Source organism: Modicisalibacter tunisiensis (genome assembly GCF_020148005.1).
GTDB classification, from domain to species: domain Bacteria; phylum Pseudomonadota; class Gammaproteobacteria; order Pseudomonadales; family Halomonadaceae; genus Modicisalibacter; species Modicisalibacter tunisiensis.
Map to the genome: position 1 here is coordinate 2,176,117 of NZ_JAGXFD010000001.1, position 14,969 is coordinate 2,191,085.

The following is a 14,969-nucleotide window of genomic DNA, read 5'->3' on the forward strand; positions in this document are numbered from 1 at the left end:
GATCGGCGCCCGGTGCGGGGTTGGTTGCGGTTCATTCGCCGGGGTGGAAGGTCAGCGCCACCGAGTTGATGCAGTAACGCAGCCCGGTGGTTTCCGGCGGACCGTCGGGAAAGACGTGGCCCAGGTGGGCATCGCAGTGGGCGCAGACGATCTCGGTCCGGCGCATGCCGTGGGAGTCGTCGAAATGCTCCTCGACCGAGCCCTTGCCCAGCGGACGATCGAAGCTCGGCCAGCCGCAGCCGGCGTCGAACTTGTGCTCGTTCTCGAACAGGGCGGCGCCGCAGCACACGCAGTGATAGATGCCCTGCTCGTCACTGACCCGGTAGTCGCCGCTGAACGGCGGCTCGGTGCCCTTCTCGCGAGCGACCCGGTACTGCTCGGGCGTCAGCTGGTCGCGCCATTCGGCATCGCTTTTCTGCAGCTTGTTGCGCATCGGCATGCTCCTCTTGCGGTCGGGCGTTACTGCGTCATGAGACTACGAAATGGCGGCTCGGGCCAACCCGGTGAATATCGTGTGCCTGTACCTGCAGGATAGACGCTGCCGTCCGCCCGTGGCGTCAGGGGGGCAACAGGAATCAGCGGAGAGTTGACAGCGGCAGGCGGTCTATTTACTATACGCGCCACCTCGACGAGGCAAGGCACTGCGTCCCATTCGTCTAGTGGTCCAGGACACCGCCCTTTCACGGCGGTAACAGGGGTTCGAACCCCCTATGGGACGCCACTTCCTCTTCGGGTGACAGGCTGGAAATTGCGGGAATAGCTCAGTGGTAGAGCATCGCCTTGCCAAGGCGAGGGTCGCGAGTTCGAATCTCGTTTCCCGCTCCAGAATTGCGTCCCATTCGTCTAGTGGTCCAGGACACCGCCCTTTCACGGCGGTAACAGGGGTTCGAACCCCCTATGGGACGCCACTTCCGGTCTTGTCAGCGGTTGCAGGCTGCGGGAATAGCTCAGTGGTAGAGCATCGCCTTGCCAAGGCGAGGGTCGCGAGTTCGAATCTCGTTTCCCGCTCCAGTTTTTGGGGCAGCAGAAAGTGTGACGAAGGTCGCGAGCCGGAACGCCGGTCCGATCGAATCTCGTTTCCCGCTCCAGATTGCGTCCCATTCGTCTAGTGGTCCAGGACACCGCCCTTTCACGGCGGTAACAGGGGTTCGAACCCCCTATGGGACGCCACCTGCTTGCATCCGACCTTCCTTGAAAAGCGGGAATAGCTCAGTGGTAGAGCATCGCCTTGCCAAGGCGAGGGTCGCGAGTTCGAATCTCGTTTCCCGCTCCAGGATTAATCCTTTCTCGATCCCCGATTCTTCTGCACTTGGCGCCCGGGTGTTTTCCCAGTGGCCCTTGCTCGTGCTCGCCTCGAGTCGAGCGTATGCGCCTGTGCGGCCCATGATATTTCGTTGGCTATTGATTTTTCCCGCAATGGCCGCATGTCAGTAGTTCTTTGTCGCGCCCATGGCGAGGCGTGTTCGTTGATCGTCCGAAACAGGGGTGTTTGATGACAACACCGGCACTGTCCATCCGTGGCCTGACCAAGGTCTATGGCAATGGCTTTCACGCCTTGAAGGGCATCGATCTCGATGTGCCGCAAGGCGATTTCTTCGCCCTGCTGGGCCCGAACGGGGCCGGTAAGTCGACCACGCTGGGCATTGTCTGCTCGCTGGTCCAGAAGACGGCGGGCGAGGTATCCATCTACGGCATCGACATCGACCGGGATTTCGCCAAGGCGAAGTATCATCTCGGCGTGGTGCCCCAGGAGTTCAACTTCTCGCAGTTCGAGAAGGTCGAAGACATCGTGCTGGCCCAGGCCGGCTACTACGGCATGTCGCTGCGCGAGGCCAGGCCACGCTGCGCGCAGCTGCTCAAGGATCTCGGCCTGTGGGACAAGCGCAACGGCCCCGCGCGCATGCTGTCCGGCGGCATGAAGCGGCGGCTGATGATCGCCCGCGCCCTGGTCCATCGCCCGCGCCTGCTGATCCTCGACGAACCGACCGCCGGGGTGGACATCGAGCTGCGGCGCAGCATGTGGGAGTACATGCGGCGCATCAACCGGGAGGAGGGGACCACCATCATCCTCACCACCCACTATCTCGAGGAAGCCGAGAGCCTGTGCCGCAACATCGCCATCATCAATCATGGCGAGATCGTCAAGAACACCTCGGTGCGCGAGCTGCTGACCGAGCTGGACACCGAGACCTTCCTGCTCGACCTGGCCGAGCCGGTGGATCGCGCGCCGGTGATCGAGGGCTTCGAGGTGGAGCGGGTAGAGCGTGCCCAGCTGGCGCTGTCGCTGCGCAAGGGGCAGCAGCTCAATGAGGCCTTCCGGCAGCTGTCCGAGCAGGGCATGAACGTGGTGTCGATGCGCAACCGCGCCAACCGGCTCGAGGAGCTGTTCGTGTCGATGGTGGAGGGCGACAATGCGCGTGCTCGCCAGGCCGAGGCCGGCAACAAGGAGGCCCAGTCATGAATCCGCGTCAGATACTGATTGCGCTGTGGACGCTGGTGGTCAAGGAGGTGCGTCGCTTCACCCGCATCTGGCCGCAGACCCTGCTGCCGCCGTCGATCACCATGACCATGTACTTCATCATCTTCGGCAACCTGATCGGCTCCCGGGTCGGCGAGATGGACGGCTTCAGCTACATGGCCTACATCGTGCCGGGGCTGATCATGATGTCGGTGATCACCAACAGCTATTCCAACGTGGCCTCCTCGTTCTTTTCCAACAAGTTCCAGCGCAGCGTCGAGGAGATGATGGTCTCGCCGATGCCCAGCTGGGTCATACTCGGTGGCTTCGTGCTGGGCGGCATGTCGCGCGGACTGGGCGTCGGCCTGATCGTGACCCTGGTGTCGCTGTTCTTCACCGACCTGACCATCCACCATCCGCTGGTGACGATCGGGGTGGTGACCATGACCGCCGCGCTGTTTTCCATCGGCGGCTTCATCAACGCCCTGCTGGCCAACAAGTTCGACGACATCTCGATCGTGCCGATCTTCGTGCTGACACCGCTGACCTATCTCGGCGGGGTCTTCTACTCGATCGACATGCTGCCCGACTTCTGGCAGGGGGTGTCGATGGTCAACCCCATCCTCTACATGGTGAACGCCTTCCGCTACGGTATCCTCGGGGTCTCCGACATCCCGGTCGGTGGGGCGCTGGTCGCCGTGGCCCTGTTCATCGTGGCCTTCTTTGCCGTGGCGTTGTGGATGCTGGAGCGCGGCAAGGGCATTCGGAGCTGACATGAACCGTCCCGATACCTTGAAGGATGCCCCGCTGGGGCGCGAGTCGGATTATCCCGAGCGCTATGACCCGGGCTTGCTCTACCCGATTCCGCGTGCCGCCAATCGCGCGCCACTGGGGATCGAGAAGGGCGGTCTGCCGTTCGTCGGCGAGGACGAGTGGCACGCCTTCGAGCTTTCCTGGCTCAATGCCAGGGGCAAGCCCAGCGTGGCCGTGGCGCGCTTTCGCCTGCCGGCGGACTCGCCGAACCTGATCGAGTCCAAGTCCTGGAAGCTCTATCTCAACGGCTTCAACCAGACCCGCTTCGCCGGCCGTGACCAGGTGGCCGAGACGCTGGCGAGGGATCTCGGCGAGGCGGCGGGCGCGACCCCGGATGTGGCGCTGCTAGACGTGGATGCTCCCGAGCTGATGCCTCGCGCGTTGCCCGGCGAATGCATCGACGGGCTCGATATCGCCGTCGACCGCTACACGCCGAATCCGGATTGCCTGCGTGCCGAGGGGGAGGTCGTCGAGGAGACCCTGCACTCGCACCTGCTCAAGTCCAACTGCCCGGTGACCGGCCAGCCCGACTGGGGCAGCGTGCTTATCCGCTATCGCGGGCCGCGCCTCGACCGTGAAGGCCTGCTGCGCTACCTGATCGGCTTCCGCCAGCATCAGGATTTCCACGAGCACTGCGTCGAGCATATCTTCACCGACCTCATGGCCCGGGCGCGGCCCGAACGCCTGCTGGTGATGGCGCGTTACGTGCGCCGCGGCGGGCTGGACATCAGCCCCTGGCGGGCGACCCCGGGCGAACGGCCGCCGCAGCCGCTGCGGCTGGCACGACAGTGAGCGAATGGGGTACATTGACGAGAAATATTCTTGTTTGTAGAGAGGTTGCGCCATGGATGCACTCACGCTGCTTCACCAACGTAGCTCGATAGGCAAGCTGGCCGGCCCTGCGCCGAGCCGGGAACAGCTCGATGGCCTCTACCGGGCGGCCCTGCGTGCGCCGGATCACAAGGGCCTGACCCCCTGGCGTTTCATCGAGTTCAGCGGCGCGGGCATCGACCGCCTGGGCGAGCTGTTCGCCGAGGCGGAGTACCAGGCCAACCCGCACATCGACGATGCCACGCTCGACGCCGTGCGCAAGAAGCCCAAGCGCGCCCCGCTGATCATCGCCGTGATCGCCAAGGTGACCCCCGACCAGCCCAAGGTGCCGCCAGTGGAGCAGGTGCTGTCCGCCGGTTGTGCCGCGCATGCCATCCTGCTTGCCGCCCAGGCGATGGGGCTCGGCGCCATGTGGCGCACCGGCAGCTTCGCCTTCGACAGGACGGTGCGGCGCGGCCTGGGGCTGGGCGAGCACGACGAACTGGTCGGCTTCCTCTACCTGGGGCAGCCCGGCGGTCGCCTGCCGACGCCACCCCGGCGCGACCCGGCGGACTTCGTCGAGCGCTGGGACTGATCGTATGCGCGAAATCGGCCAACCCTACCCCCGACTGCCGCTGCCCGAGACGGCGCAGGCCGAAGACCTGGACGCCTTCCAGGACTGGCTGCAACAGGCCATCCCGCTGGTGGCGCACCTGGGGCTCAAGCGCATGACGTGGCAGGGCGACACCCTGCTCTGGCAGCTCTCTCTGGCGCCCAATCTCAACGACAAGGGCAGCGGTTTCGGCGGCTCGCTGGCGGCGCAGACCACGCTGATCGGCTGGTGCTGGACGACCCTCTGGCTGCGAGGCCAGGGCCGGGCGCAGGACGTGGTCGTCGCCAGCGCGGAGCAGCGCTACCTGGCACCGGTGACCGGCGATTACCGGCTCGAATGCCGTCCCGCTACAGCGGATGCCGTGGATGGTTTGCAGGCTCGTCTGGCCGAGCGCGGCAAGGGGCGGCTGCCCCTGGTGCAACGGCTGAGTGTCGGCGATACCTGCTGCCTGGAAGCGCAGGGCGACTACGCCATACTCCCGCTGCGGGATTGATCCAGAAAACCGCTTGCAATCGCGGGGTTAGCTCGTTACTATATGCGCCGTTCTGACGCCGAAACCAAGCCGGCGCGCAGGGCGACAATTTGCGGAGGGGTGTCCGAGTGGTCGAAGGAGCACGCCTGGAAAGTGTGTAAGTCGAAAGGCTTCGAGGGTTCGAATCCCTCCCCCTCCGCCATAGAATATCGAGAAGGCCGCTGATTCCAGCGGCCTTTTCTTTTTCCGTACCTGCAACTCTACCCACAATAAAGAAAGCCCGGACCCCTGAGGCAGGGGCCGGGCCAGTCCAGGCTTTCATCGGGCTTTCTTGAGCGCTTCGAGCGCCGTCTTCCTTGATGCTCTTTCGCGGGCGTCCTGCCCGCGCATCCCTGGCAACCTGAGCCATCCTGGCTCGTTCTTCCCTGAGCTGGGCTTCCTGCCCAACGAGGGTGATATTGCCGAATTTAAACTCGGTGATGAATAACCCATGTTATGAAGATCTGTAGGATTTTGCCTACAAGAATGAGAGGCGTCGCGTTCCAGCGCCGTGTCCCTGAGTATATGCCGCCGGACCTCCACAGATGACGAGGGTGCGAATGGCATGCGCCCGGAACCGACCGACTGGGGGCATTCATGCGCCTGCCGGCAATGCGTCGGGGACCGGGGTGGCCGACGTCGGTTCGGCCGTGGCGAGGCTGGTTTGGTGCATATCCGGACGATACTTGCGCATGATGTAGCGCAGCCGTTTCATGACATCCAGATTCGCGGACTCCATCGTCGCCAGGGCGTCCATTGCCGCATCCATGCGCCCCTCCTGGTAAAGGGTCACGGCTTCGATGGCGCGCTGGTGTACTTCACGGTGCCGTGCCTCCAGCGCCTGAAAGTCCGTGTCACTATAGAATTGCTGGCTTGCCGTTCCCGAATAGTACCAGCGGCCCAGGGCGCACTGGGTTTCGTCGGGTAGATCCGCGGCCGTCTTGTCCGAGAGACCCATGAGGATACGATAGACCTCCAGCTTGATTTCCAGCTCTTCCAGGTTGGCCAGCTCGACTTCGCTGAGCATGGCCGAGAAGGCCAGCGCCTGGCTGCTTTCGTCGCTCAGTTCCAGCAATTGGTCGGTGCGCTGCATCACGCGGCTGGCCTCGGCGCTCAGACGCTCAGCCTTGCGGGCATTGTCGTCCATCACGCCGTCGACCTGATCGGCCTGGTCCAGAATGCTGCCGTTGAACCCGCCGATCTCGTCGGTGGCGTCGTTGGTGCGCCGGGCGAGCTGACGAACCTCGGTGGCCACCACCGCGAAACCACGGCCGGCATCGCCGGCCCGGGCCGCTTCGATGCTGGCGTTGAAGGCCAGCAGGGTGGTCTGCATGGAGATGTCGTTGATGACGGTGACAAAGTTGTCGATGCGACCTGCATCGCAGCGCAGCGAGGTGACCTGTTCGGCGGCCTGACCGATGCGGGCATTGAGAGCGCGCAGCTCATCGACCATGGCATTCAGGGCGTCCTGGCTGCGCTTCGATTCGCTGGTCGTGAAGTCGGTGACCTGCCGGTTGCCCTTCAGCAGCTCCGAGAGGTCCGAGAAGGACTCGCGCAGGGCGACCACGGAGTCGCCGAACCCGGTGAGGTTGGTGAACAGGTGCTGGTGCAACCGCTGTTCGGACTCCAGGGTGTCGATGCGGGCTTGAAGATGATCGCGCTCGGCGCGCAGCGCGTCGGTGGTGGCATTCGTGGCATCTCGAGCAGACGATGGGCTACGTCGAAAGAATCGCATGCGGTCTCCGGATGGGGCTGAGGCAGGGGGCACGGCTTCCCGACAGGGGGCGCGGGGCCCCCGTCGGTGGAGGATGTGTCAGCCGGCGCGTTCGAACAGCAGGTTGTTCTCCAGGTGGATGTGCTGCATCAAGTCGTCGCGGAACTCGCGCAGTCCGGCATAGAGCGCTCGCCAGGTGGTGCAGGCGCCCTTCGGGACGGTGATGTCGTCGGTCAGTGCCATCAGCCGCTCGAGGTGTTCGCCGTGGTCGCCGTGTTCCTGGCGCATCACCGCGATGGGGCCCCGGGCCTGTGCGCCCATGCCCTGGCGCAGCATGGGGAAGAGGATTTGCTCCTCCTTCTGCATGTGGCTCTCCATCTCCTGATGGAGCTCGGTGAGCAAGTCGGCCAGGCCGTCAGGGCAGGTATCACGGCTACCGTGAACGTGTTCGACGCGGCGTGCCATGCGGATCAGCTCGGGCAGCTGCTGGCGGTGAACGTCGTGATAGCGGCTCAGGATATGGTCGATCAGCTCGTCGTTGCTGGCCGACTGCCAGTCGCGCTCGTCGCTCTCGCCCTTCGCCAGCGTTTCGAGCTCGGCGACCAGAGCCTCGGGGGCCAGGCCCGCCCGCTCGGCGGCCTCGCGCAGGCTGATGCGACCGCCGCAGCAGAAGTCGATGTTGTGGTCGTGGAATATCCGGGTCGCGCCGGGCAGGGTGAGGGCGGTGCGGCCGACGCTCTGTTCGATCAGGTTCATGGCGGTCGTTCCTTGGCTGGGTGTGTGGCAGGGAAGGCATGTACTCTTTATTAGCAATCGGCATGCCAGTTCGCGGAGGCCCATTTTGTGGGGCCTCGAGGCCGGGATGGTGAAATATACCCAGATCGATTAGGGTAGATTGAACCCTTAAAGGTATCGATCACCATGCTCGATGAGACCCTGCTGGCGGACCTGGTTGCCGATCTGCCCAGCGCCGTGCGGCTGCAGCGTCTGGTGCGAACCCTGCGCGAGGGATTTTGCTGCGGCGCCGTCTGTCTGCTGCGCCTGGAGGAGGGCAGACTGGTGCCGGTGGCCGTGGATGGCCTGGTGCGCGAGGCGCTGGGGCGACGCTTCGAGGTGGCCCAGCATCCGCGCCTCGCCACCATCCTGGCCAGCCGGCGCCCCACCCTCTTTCCGTCCGATGCCGGCCTGCCCGACCCCTACGATGGCCTGGTGGAGCAGCAGCCCGGCCAGCCGCTGCATGTCCATGACTGCATGGGGGTCAGCCTGCACGTCGAGGGCGAGCCCTGGGGGGCACTGACGCTGGATGCCCTGGAGGCCGGGACCTTCGATGCCGCCGATCGGATGGCCCTGGAGCGCTATGCGTTGCTGATCGAGGCGGCGGTGCGGGTCAGTCGCCTGGAGCGTGACCTGCGAGCCCTGCGCATGGCCCAGCCGGAGAGTGGCCTGCCGCTGGCGGTACCCGACGCCCGGGACATCCTCGGCCATAGCGCCGTCTTGAAGCGGCTGTTGCGAGAGCTCGATGTGGTGGCCGCTTCGGACCTTGCGGTGCTGTTGCATGGCGAGACCGGTGTCGGCAAGGAGCTCTTCGCCCGACGCCTTCACCGCCGCTCCGCGCGTCACGCCGCGCCGCTGGTCCAGGTCAACTGCGCCGCGCTGCCGGAGTCGCTGGCCGAGAGCGAGCTGTTTGGCCATGTGAAGGGCGCCTTCTCCGGTGCCACGGCCGAGCGCGCCGGGCGCTTCGAAGCGGCCGACGGCGGTACCCTGCTGCTCGACGAGGTGGGCGAACTGTTGTTGCCGGTCCAGGCCAAGCTGTTGCGTGCCCTGCAGGAGGGGGAGGTCCAGCGACTGGGAGAGGACGTTCCGCGGCGTGTCGATGTGCGCATCATCGCCGCCACCAACCGGCACCTGGGCGAGGCGGTGCGCGAGGGCAGCTTCCGTGCCGATCTCTATCACCGGCTGTCGGTCTATCCGGTGGCGATCCCGCCCCTGCGCGAACGAGGCAGCGACGTGCTGATACTGGCCGGCCACTTCCTGGAGATCAATCGTACCCGGCTCGGGGTACGCAGCCTGCGTCTCTCGCCTGAATCGGAGGCGGCGCTGTCGCGCTATGACTGGCCCGGCAATGTACGTGAACTGGAGCACGTGATCAGCCGTGCGGCGATCAAGGCCTTGAGCCAGGGCGCTCGGCGTGACGACATCGTGACGCTGGAGCCGGAGTGGCTCGATCTGCCCTTGATGGAAAACGGGAGAGGCGTTCTCGAAGACCCGGAGCGCACGGAGGAATCCGTTCCGGCCACCCTGCGCGAGCGCGTGGAGCATGCCCAGCGACGGGCCATTCGCGAGGCTCTCGGGGACTGCCAGGGGCGCTGGGCAGCGGCCGCCCGCCGCCTGGAGGTCGATCCCAGCAATCTGCACAAGCTGGCCCGGCGTCTGGGGTTGAAATAGAAGGTTCTTCGACAACCGACCGATGGGATCGTCCGTGCCCCCGATCATGCCGGCATTGCCGTTCGCGCCGATGCCCGTTGGCGAGCCGAGCCGACGGGCGGCGGCGTTTTACGACTGCGTCACAGCGTCATGAAGGGGGAGGCCTCCTGATTCTGGAACTGGTAGACCTTGTAGGGTTCCTGCTGCGGCCCCGGCATGCCGGGAGTGCCGTTCGGCATACCGGCCAGTCCGATGCCGTCGATTTCGGGCTGCTGCTCGAATAGGGCCTTTACCGCCGCCAGCGGCACATGGCCTTCGATGGTGTAGTCGCCCATCTTGACGGTGTGACAGGCGCCCAGGCCATAGGGGACGCCGGCGGCCTTCTTGATTCCGGCGAGTTCTCGGTCGTCGACGATGGTGACGTCGACCCCCATGTCTTCCAGGTGACGGGCGTAGCCGTCGCAGCAACCGCATTGCGGGTTCTTGTACAGAGTGGCTTCGTGCGGCAGGGCGGCATTGGCACTGGTGGCGCCCATCAGCAGGCCGGTAGTGATCAGAAGGCGAGACAGAGTGATTTTCATGCGGGATAACCCTCGTTGACGATAAACAAGTCTGTGATGTGGGGTTCGAGACGCCGCAGGGCGGCACGGAGCATCAGTTCATCCGACCGCCATGGGGCACGGCACGACAGGAGATCGTGAGCGGAGCCTGGCGCTCGCGACACGGCTGCCGGTGAGCGGATGACAGTTGGCCTTGCCCGGCCGCCAGAGGCTGTCGGGCGGGGGAACTCAGGCTCTGGGAGGGCGACGCGGGGGCTCGGGGACATGTTCGCTCACGGTGACGGCGGCCATGAGCGGGCGAGCGAACGGGGGAGTGACCGCGGGCTGTAACGAGGCCACGGGAGGCGCACAAGCCGAGCCGCAGTCCGCCTGCATGTCCGGCGTCTGTCCCTGGGCGAGCATCTTGCCCTGAAGCGGGGAACAGTCGTTCCGGCAGGTAAGCGTGGCTGCGTGGCTCGTGGGGAGCGTGACCAGGACCAGCAGCAGGACCAGCGGCAGCGCCAGCAGGCGTGGCCGGGTCTGTCGGTTCGGCAATGTCCAGGTCCGCAATGGCATGGTGGGCTCCCCCGAGGCGTCGAGATTCATTGAACCCGAGACGCCCGGACGATGCAATCCTCGGCAACCAGGGGCGCGGGCGGCGGCAGTCGTAATCCAGTCGGACGGAGGAGTGGCAAATTCCCTAAGACGAATTAACCATTTTTCGATGTTCTTAACATGGGTTATCTATAAGCGCCCGGGCAGGGCATGTAGGGTAGGACTGGACAGGGATGCCGGCCAGGGAAGAATGGGCACAGGACGCTCGCAATGCCAGGGATGCACGAGCAGGACGCTTGTGGTGAGCTTGCAGGGAGGCGCGACGATTGAAGGCCTGCTCCGAGAGGGGCAGGCCTTTTCTTTGCTCATGCATGACGCTCAGTGGACCTTCGCCACGGGCAGTTCCGCCCAGCGGGTCGTCCAGCGGTGGCTGCGGTTCGCGCAGCGCAGCGGCCAGGCGGCGCCGGGGCGGGGCATGCCGAAGGCCACGGTATCACGTCCCAGGTGCCGGTTGAGGCGGTCCAGCGTGGCCATCAGCGCTTCACTGCGTCGCCGCTCGGAATCGCCCTGCGGCGCATCGAGCAGCGACAGCTGGTAATGGTCGGCATCGATCAGGTCGAACAGCATCACGCCGCCCTTCAGGAACCGATACCCCCGACGGTGAATGCGCTCGAGCGCAGCCAGCGCCGCCTGCAGGATCAAGCGGCTGTCATCGGTGGGACGATCCATCTCGATGACGAGGCTTGGTGCGTACTGAGGCAGATCAACCCGATGGGGAGGTGTGCGGAGAAACACCTGCACCGCACGGCACAGGCTGCGCTGCTGCCGCAGCTTTTCCGCACCCCGCTGGGCGTGCTGTCGAATCGCCTCGCGCAGCTCCCCGAGTTCATGGATCAGCTGCCCGAAGCTGCGCGAGGTCATGATGCGCTGTCTGGTTGCAGCGGTGTCGTTCATCTCGATTGCCGCAATGCCGCGCAATTCCAGCACGGTACGCGAGAGCGGGGCGCCGAAGCGCCGGCGAATCGCGCGGGAGGCGGCATGGCGCAGCTGCGCGGCGGTGCGGATGCCCGCCAGGAACAGGCGTTCCGCCAGCCGTCGGCCGACACCCCAGATCTCCTTCAGGTCGGTGCGCGAAAGCAGCGCCCGGGTTTCGGGGCCGTCGGCGGTGAGCACGCAGACGCCGTCATGCTCCTCCTTCTTGGCCGCGCGGTTGGCCAGCTTGGCCAGGGTACGCGTGGGCGCGACTCCCACGGACACCGGAATGCCGGTGTACTGGCGCACCCGTCGATGCAGCCTGCGCGCCAGGGCGAGCGTGCCGTCGGCATCGAGACCGTCGAAGCGCACGAACATCTCGTCGATCGAGTAGGGCTCGACCCCCGGGGCAAGCTCCTCGAGCACCGCCTGAACCCGGGCGGACATGTCGCCGTAGAGCTCGTAGTTGGACGAGAGCAATACCGCGCCGTGGCGTGTCGTCAGGTCGCGCAACCGAAAGGCCGGGACGCCCATCCCCACGCCCAGCGCCTTGAGTTCCTCCGAGCGGGCGATGACACAGCCGTCGTTGTTGGAAAGCACGCCCACCGGGGTGCCTTCCAGGCGTGGCTGGAAGACGCGCTCGCAGCTGACGTAGAAGTTGTTGCAGTCGACCAGGCCGAACATGACCGCCTCACACCGGGTACTGGTGAATCACGGCGCGGACCACGCCCCAGATCTGGCAGTCGTGCTCGACAAGGGGGATCGGGGCATAGCGCGGATTGCCGGAGACGAGACAGGGGCGGCCGTGATGCATCTCGTAGCGCTTGACGATGATTTCGCCGTCGACGAGGGCGGCCACCATGTGCCCGGGGCGCGGGTCCAGCGAGCGATCGATGATCAGCAGGTCGTCCTCGTGCATGCCGAAGCCGTCCATGCTGTCGCCGCTCACGCGCATGAAGAAGGTGGCACTGGGGCGCTTGACCAGGTGTGCGTTGAGGTCGAGCCGGTCGCTCGCGTAGTCCTGGGCCGGCGAGGGAAAGCCGCTGAGGCCGGCGCGGATGCGGATCGTGGAGACGGGCAGGGCAAGCGGCATGGCCGGTTGCCGGGGGCGATAGAGAGCGTGTCGCGACATGGCCGAATCCCTGTCGTTTCGAAAGCTGTATTTATATACAGTATTCGGCGGAATTCCTGTCATGGCAACCCTGGCGTGCCGGGTCATCCCCCCGCTGCTCGAGCGACGTATTGTCGGCGGTGACGGACATTTTGCATGGGCCCCACCGGCGGTGGGGCTATTGAGAGTAGTCGTGAGAGTACCCGGTGGATCGCCTGCGCGGCTTCGAGCGGGCCGCGTTCAGGCGGGCCCTGTGCCGGGCCAATAAAGCTGCTGGACTTCCTGAAAGGCGGCCAGCCCCAGAGGGCCCAGCTCGCGGCCGAGGCCGCTGCGCTTGACGCCCCCCCAGGCGCCCTGGGGCGGGGCGAGCTGGTCGGTGTTGATCCACACATTGCCGGCCTCGAGCCGCCGGGCGACCGAGGCGGCGCGGTCGGCGTCACCGCCGACCACGCTGGCGGCGAGGCCGAAATCGCTGTCGTTGGCCAGCGCGATCGCCTTGGCGTCGTCGTCCACCGATCGCGTGCAGAGCACCGGACCGAAGATCTCCTCGCGCCAGAGCCGGCTGGTGACGGGGACGTCGCGATAGAGCGTCGGCGCGATGAAGTAGCCGTGCCCGGGCAGGTCACGATGGCGGGGATCGCGTACCGCCGTGAGGCCTTCCTCCCGGGCGATGGCCAGATACTGCATGACCCGTGCCCGCTGACGGTCGTTGACCTGGGGGCCGAGCGTGGTCGCGCTCTCCAGCGGGTCGCCGAGTACCAGGGCGTCGATGCGGCTCGCCAGGGCGTCGTGAAGCGGCTCGGCGAGCGAGCGATGGACCAGCAGGCGCGAGGTGGCCGAGCACATCTGCCCGGCATTGAAGAACAGGCCGTTCATCACCAGCTCGGCGGCCTGGTCGACATCGGCGTCGTCGAGCACCAGGATCGGCGACTTGCCGCCCAGTTCCAGGGACAGGTTGCGGGTGCCCGCGGCGGCGGCGCGCATGACGGCCTCGCCGGCACGGTTGCTGCCGGTGAAGGAGAGCTTGTCGATGCCGGGATGACGGCTCAACGGGATGCCCACCCCCTCGGCATCGCCGTTGACCAGGTTGAGCACGCCGGGCGGCAGGGCGATCGCCGCGGCGATCTCGGCGATCGCCTGCTCGGGCAGCGGCACGACCTCGGAAGGCTTGAAGACCACCGTGCAGCCGGCGGCCAGCGCCGGGGCGAGCTTCCAGGCGCCGGTCACCAGGGGGAAGTTCCAGGGCGTGATCAGCCCCGCCACGCCCACCGGGTTGCGATAGCCGCGAGCCCGGATGCCGTCGGCCTCGATCGGCACGACCTCGCCCTGGCGGGCATCCAGGTCTCGCGCCTGCGTGGCGTAGTAGCGGTAGCAGGCGACGGCATCGTCGACGTCGATGGCGGCTTCGCCGAGGGGCTTGCCGCCGTTGCGGGCGATGGTTTCCACGAGGCCGGCATGGCGGCCGGCCAGCGCATCGGCCATGGCGTCGAGATAGGCGGCGCGCTCGCTGCCGGGCCGCTCCCGCCAGGCGGGCAGGGCACGACGGGCCGCGGCGACCGCGGCCTCGACGTCACGGGCATCGCCGGCGGTGACATGTCCCAGGAGGGTCTCGCGATAGGGGTCGATGATCGCCAGGCGGCGGGTGGCCCGGCTGGTCACCCAGCGGCCATCGATGAACTGATGAAGGGAGTCGGACATTCTGGGGTCCTCAGGCTAGCCGGGCAGCAGGCGCCGGCGGCGTATCGCCGCCGGTCGCGCGCCCGGGAATCGATGTTCGATGAGGCGCATCGCGCCGGTGAGGATCAGCGTCAGGGCGATGTAGATGCCGGCGATCAGCAGCAGCGGTTCGTAGACCAGAAACGTCTCGTCGCGCACCAGATTGGCCGCCTTGAGCAGATCCATCATGGCGATGGTCGAGACCAGCGGCACTGACTTGAGCAGCAGGATCGCCTCGCCGGTCAGCGTCGGCAGGCACAGCTGGAAGGCGCGGGGCAGCCACAGGCGATGGAGAATCTGCCAGCGGCTCAGGCCGAAGGCGCGCCCGGCGGCCAGTTCGCCGTCGGGCACGCTGAGCAGGGCGCCGCGGATCACCTCGCCGGTATAGGCGCCGACGCTGATGGTGAAGATCAGCGCGCCGTAGAAGAAGGGATCGCGCAGCATCGGCCAGATCAGGCTGTCGCGCACGCCGGGGATTTCCGGCAGCAGGCGGCCGACGCCGTCGTAGAAGAAGAACAGCTGGACCAGCAGCGGCGTGCCGCGGATCACCGTGGTGAAGCCGTGCACCAGCATCGCCAGCGGGCGCGGCCCCTGAATCCGGGCCAGGGCCAGGGCGACGGCCAGCGCCAGGCCCAGCGTGCCGGAGACCGCCACCAGCCACAGGGTGTTGACGAAGCCCGTCCACAGGTACCGCTGGTAGAAGGGGTCGGAAAGCCAGGAAAAGTCCATCGTT

General features: G+C 66.2%; 14 protein-coding genes and 7 tRNA genes. 13 read left to right on the plus strand and 8 right to left on the minus strand.

The features are described 5' to 3' along the window. Positions 1-31 precede the first annotated feature (31 nt). Positions 32-433, minus strand: a complete 402-nt coding sequence (gene msrB / locus KGQ91_RS10070; RefSeq protein WP_163647447.1) for a peptide-methionine (R)-S-oxide reductase MsrB — start codon at positions 431-433, stop codon at positions 32-34. A 212-nt stretch (positions 434-645) separates the two neighbouring features. Here msrB and KGQ91_RS10075 point away from each other — a divergent pair. From KGQ91_RS10075 to KGQ91_RS10130, 12 genes are all read left to right on the plus strand, one after another. Further along, positions 646-721 (plus strand) — tRNA-Glu (locus KGQ91_RS10075). Between the two features lie 29 nt (positions 722-750). After that, positions 751-825, plus strand: a tRNA-Gly gene (locus KGQ91_RS10080). Positions 826-832: 7 nt separating this feature from the next. Further along, positions 833-908 (plus strand) — tRNA-Glu (locus tag KGQ91_RS10085). Positions 909-936: 28 nt separating this feature from the next. After that, positions 937-1,011, plus strand: a tRNA-Gly gene (locus KGQ91_RS10090). Between the two features lie 83 nt (positions 1,012-1,094). Continuing rightward, positions 1,095-1,170: transfer RNA gene (locus KGQ91_RS10095), tRNA-Glu, on the plus strand. A gap of 28 nt (positions 1,171-1,198) precedes the next feature. Continuing rightward, positions 1,199-1,273 (plus strand) — tRNA-Gly (locus KGQ91_RS10100). Between the two features lie 219 nt (positions 1,274-1,492). Beyond that, on the plus strand, positions 1,493-2,461 hold the full coding sequence (locus KGQ91_RS10105; protein WP_163650691.1) for an ABC transporter ATP-binding protein: 969 nt from the start codon (positions 1,493-1,495) through the stop codon (positions 2,459-2,461). Next, positions 2,458-3,231, plus strand: a complete 774-nt coding sequence (locus tag KGQ91_RS10110; protein WP_163650690.1) for an ABC transporter permease — start codon at positions 2,458-2,460, stop codon at positions 3,229-3,231. The genes KGQ91_RS10105 and KGQ91_RS10110 overlap by 4 nt, the downstream gene beginning before the upstream one ends. Before the next feature lies 1 nt (position 3,232). Further along, a complete protein-coding gene (gene queF, locus KGQ91_RS10115) occupies positions 3,233-4,063 on the plus strand; it encodes an NADPH-dependent 7-cyano-7-deazaguanine reductase QueF (RefSeq protein WP_224415243.1) in 831 nt (276 codons plus the stop codon). A 52-nt stretch (positions 4,064-4,115) separates the two neighbouring features. Then, the gene (locus KGQ91_RS10120) at positions 4,116-4,676 is read left to right on the plus strand and encodes a nitroreductase family protein (protein WP_163650688.1); all 561 of its coding nucleotides are present in this window, start codon (positions 4,116-4,118) and stop codon (positions 4,674-4,676) included. 4 nt (positions 4,677-4,680) lie between these two features. After that, positions 4,681-5,187, plus strand: a complete 507-nt coding sequence (locus KGQ91_RS10125) for a YiiD C-terminal domain-containing protein (protein WP_224415242.1) — start codon at positions 4,681-4,683, stop codon at positions 5,185-5,187. 93 nt (positions 5,188-5,280) lie between these two features. Beyond that, positions 5,281-5,368 (plus strand) — tRNA-Ser (locus tag KGQ91_RS10130). Positions 5,369-5,800: 432 nt separating this feature from the next. Here KGQ91_RS10130 and KGQ91_RS16805 read toward each other — a convergent pair. Next, positions 5,801-6,940: a methyl-accepting chemotaxis protein gene (locus tag KGQ91_RS16805; protein WP_163650686.1), complete on the minus strand. Its 1,140-nt coding sequence runs from the start codon at positions 6,938-6,940 to the stop codon at positions 5,801-5,803. Between the two features lie 78 nt (positions 6,941-7,018). After that, positions 7,019-7,675, minus strand: a complete 657-nt coding sequence (ytfE, locus tag KGQ91_RS10145; RefSeq protein WP_224415241.1) for an iron-sulfur cluster repair protein YtfE — start codon at positions 7,673-7,675, stop codon at positions 7,019-7,021. A gap of 165 nt (positions 7,676-7,840) precedes the next feature. Between ytfE and norR the strand changes: the two genes are divergently transcribed. Continuing rightward, complete coding sequence (gene norR / locus KGQ91_RS10150; protein ID WP_224415240.1) at positions 7,841-9,364, plus strand: nitric oxide reductase transcriptional regulator NorR; 1,524 nt, start codon at positions 7,841-7,843, stop codon at positions 9,362-9,364. Positions 9,365-9,483: 119 nt separating this feature from the next. Here the strand turns inward: norR and KGQ91_RS10155 are convergent, their stop codons facing one another. From KGQ91_RS10155 to KGQ91_RS10175, 5 genes are all read right to left on the minus strand, one after another. After that, positions 9,484-9,924 carry a DUF411 domain-containing protein gene (locus KGQ91_RS10155; protein WP_224415239.1) on the minus strand — a complete coding sequence of 147 codons (441 nt, stop codon included), beginning with the start codon at positions 9,922-9,924 and terminating at the stop codon, positions 9,484-9,486. Positions 9,925-10,815: 891 nt separating this feature from the next. Then, positions 10,816-12,093 carry a Y-family DNA polymerase gene (locus tag KGQ91_RS10160; protein WP_224420937.1) on the minus strand — a complete coding sequence of 426 codons (1,278 nt, stop codon included), beginning with the start codon at positions 12,091-12,093 and terminating at the stop codon, positions 10,816-10,818. Positions 12,094-12,100: 7 nt separating this feature from the next. Further along, the gene (locus tag KGQ91_RS10165; protein WP_224420938.1) at positions 12,101-12,541 is read right to left on the minus strand and encodes a LexA family protein; all 441 of its coding nucleotides are present in this window, start codon (positions 12,539-12,541) and stop codon (positions 12,101-12,103) included. Positions 12,542-12,760: 219 nt separating this feature from the next. Continuing rightward, positions 12,761-14,218 (minus strand): aldehyde dehydrogenase family protein, encoded by a 1,458-nt coding sequence (locus KGQ91_RS10170; RefSeq protein ID WP_224420939.1) that lies wholly within the window; start codon positions 14,216-14,218, stop codon positions 12,761-12,763. Between the two features lie 15 nt (positions 14,219-14,233). Next, the gene (locus KGQ91_RS10175) at positions 14,234-14,965 is read right to left on the minus strand and encodes an ABC transporter permease (RefSeq protein ID WP_224420940.1); all 732 of its coding nucleotides are present in this window, start codon (positions 14,963-14,965) and stop codon (positions 14,234-14,236) included. Positions 14,966-14,969 lie beyond the last annotated feature (4 nt).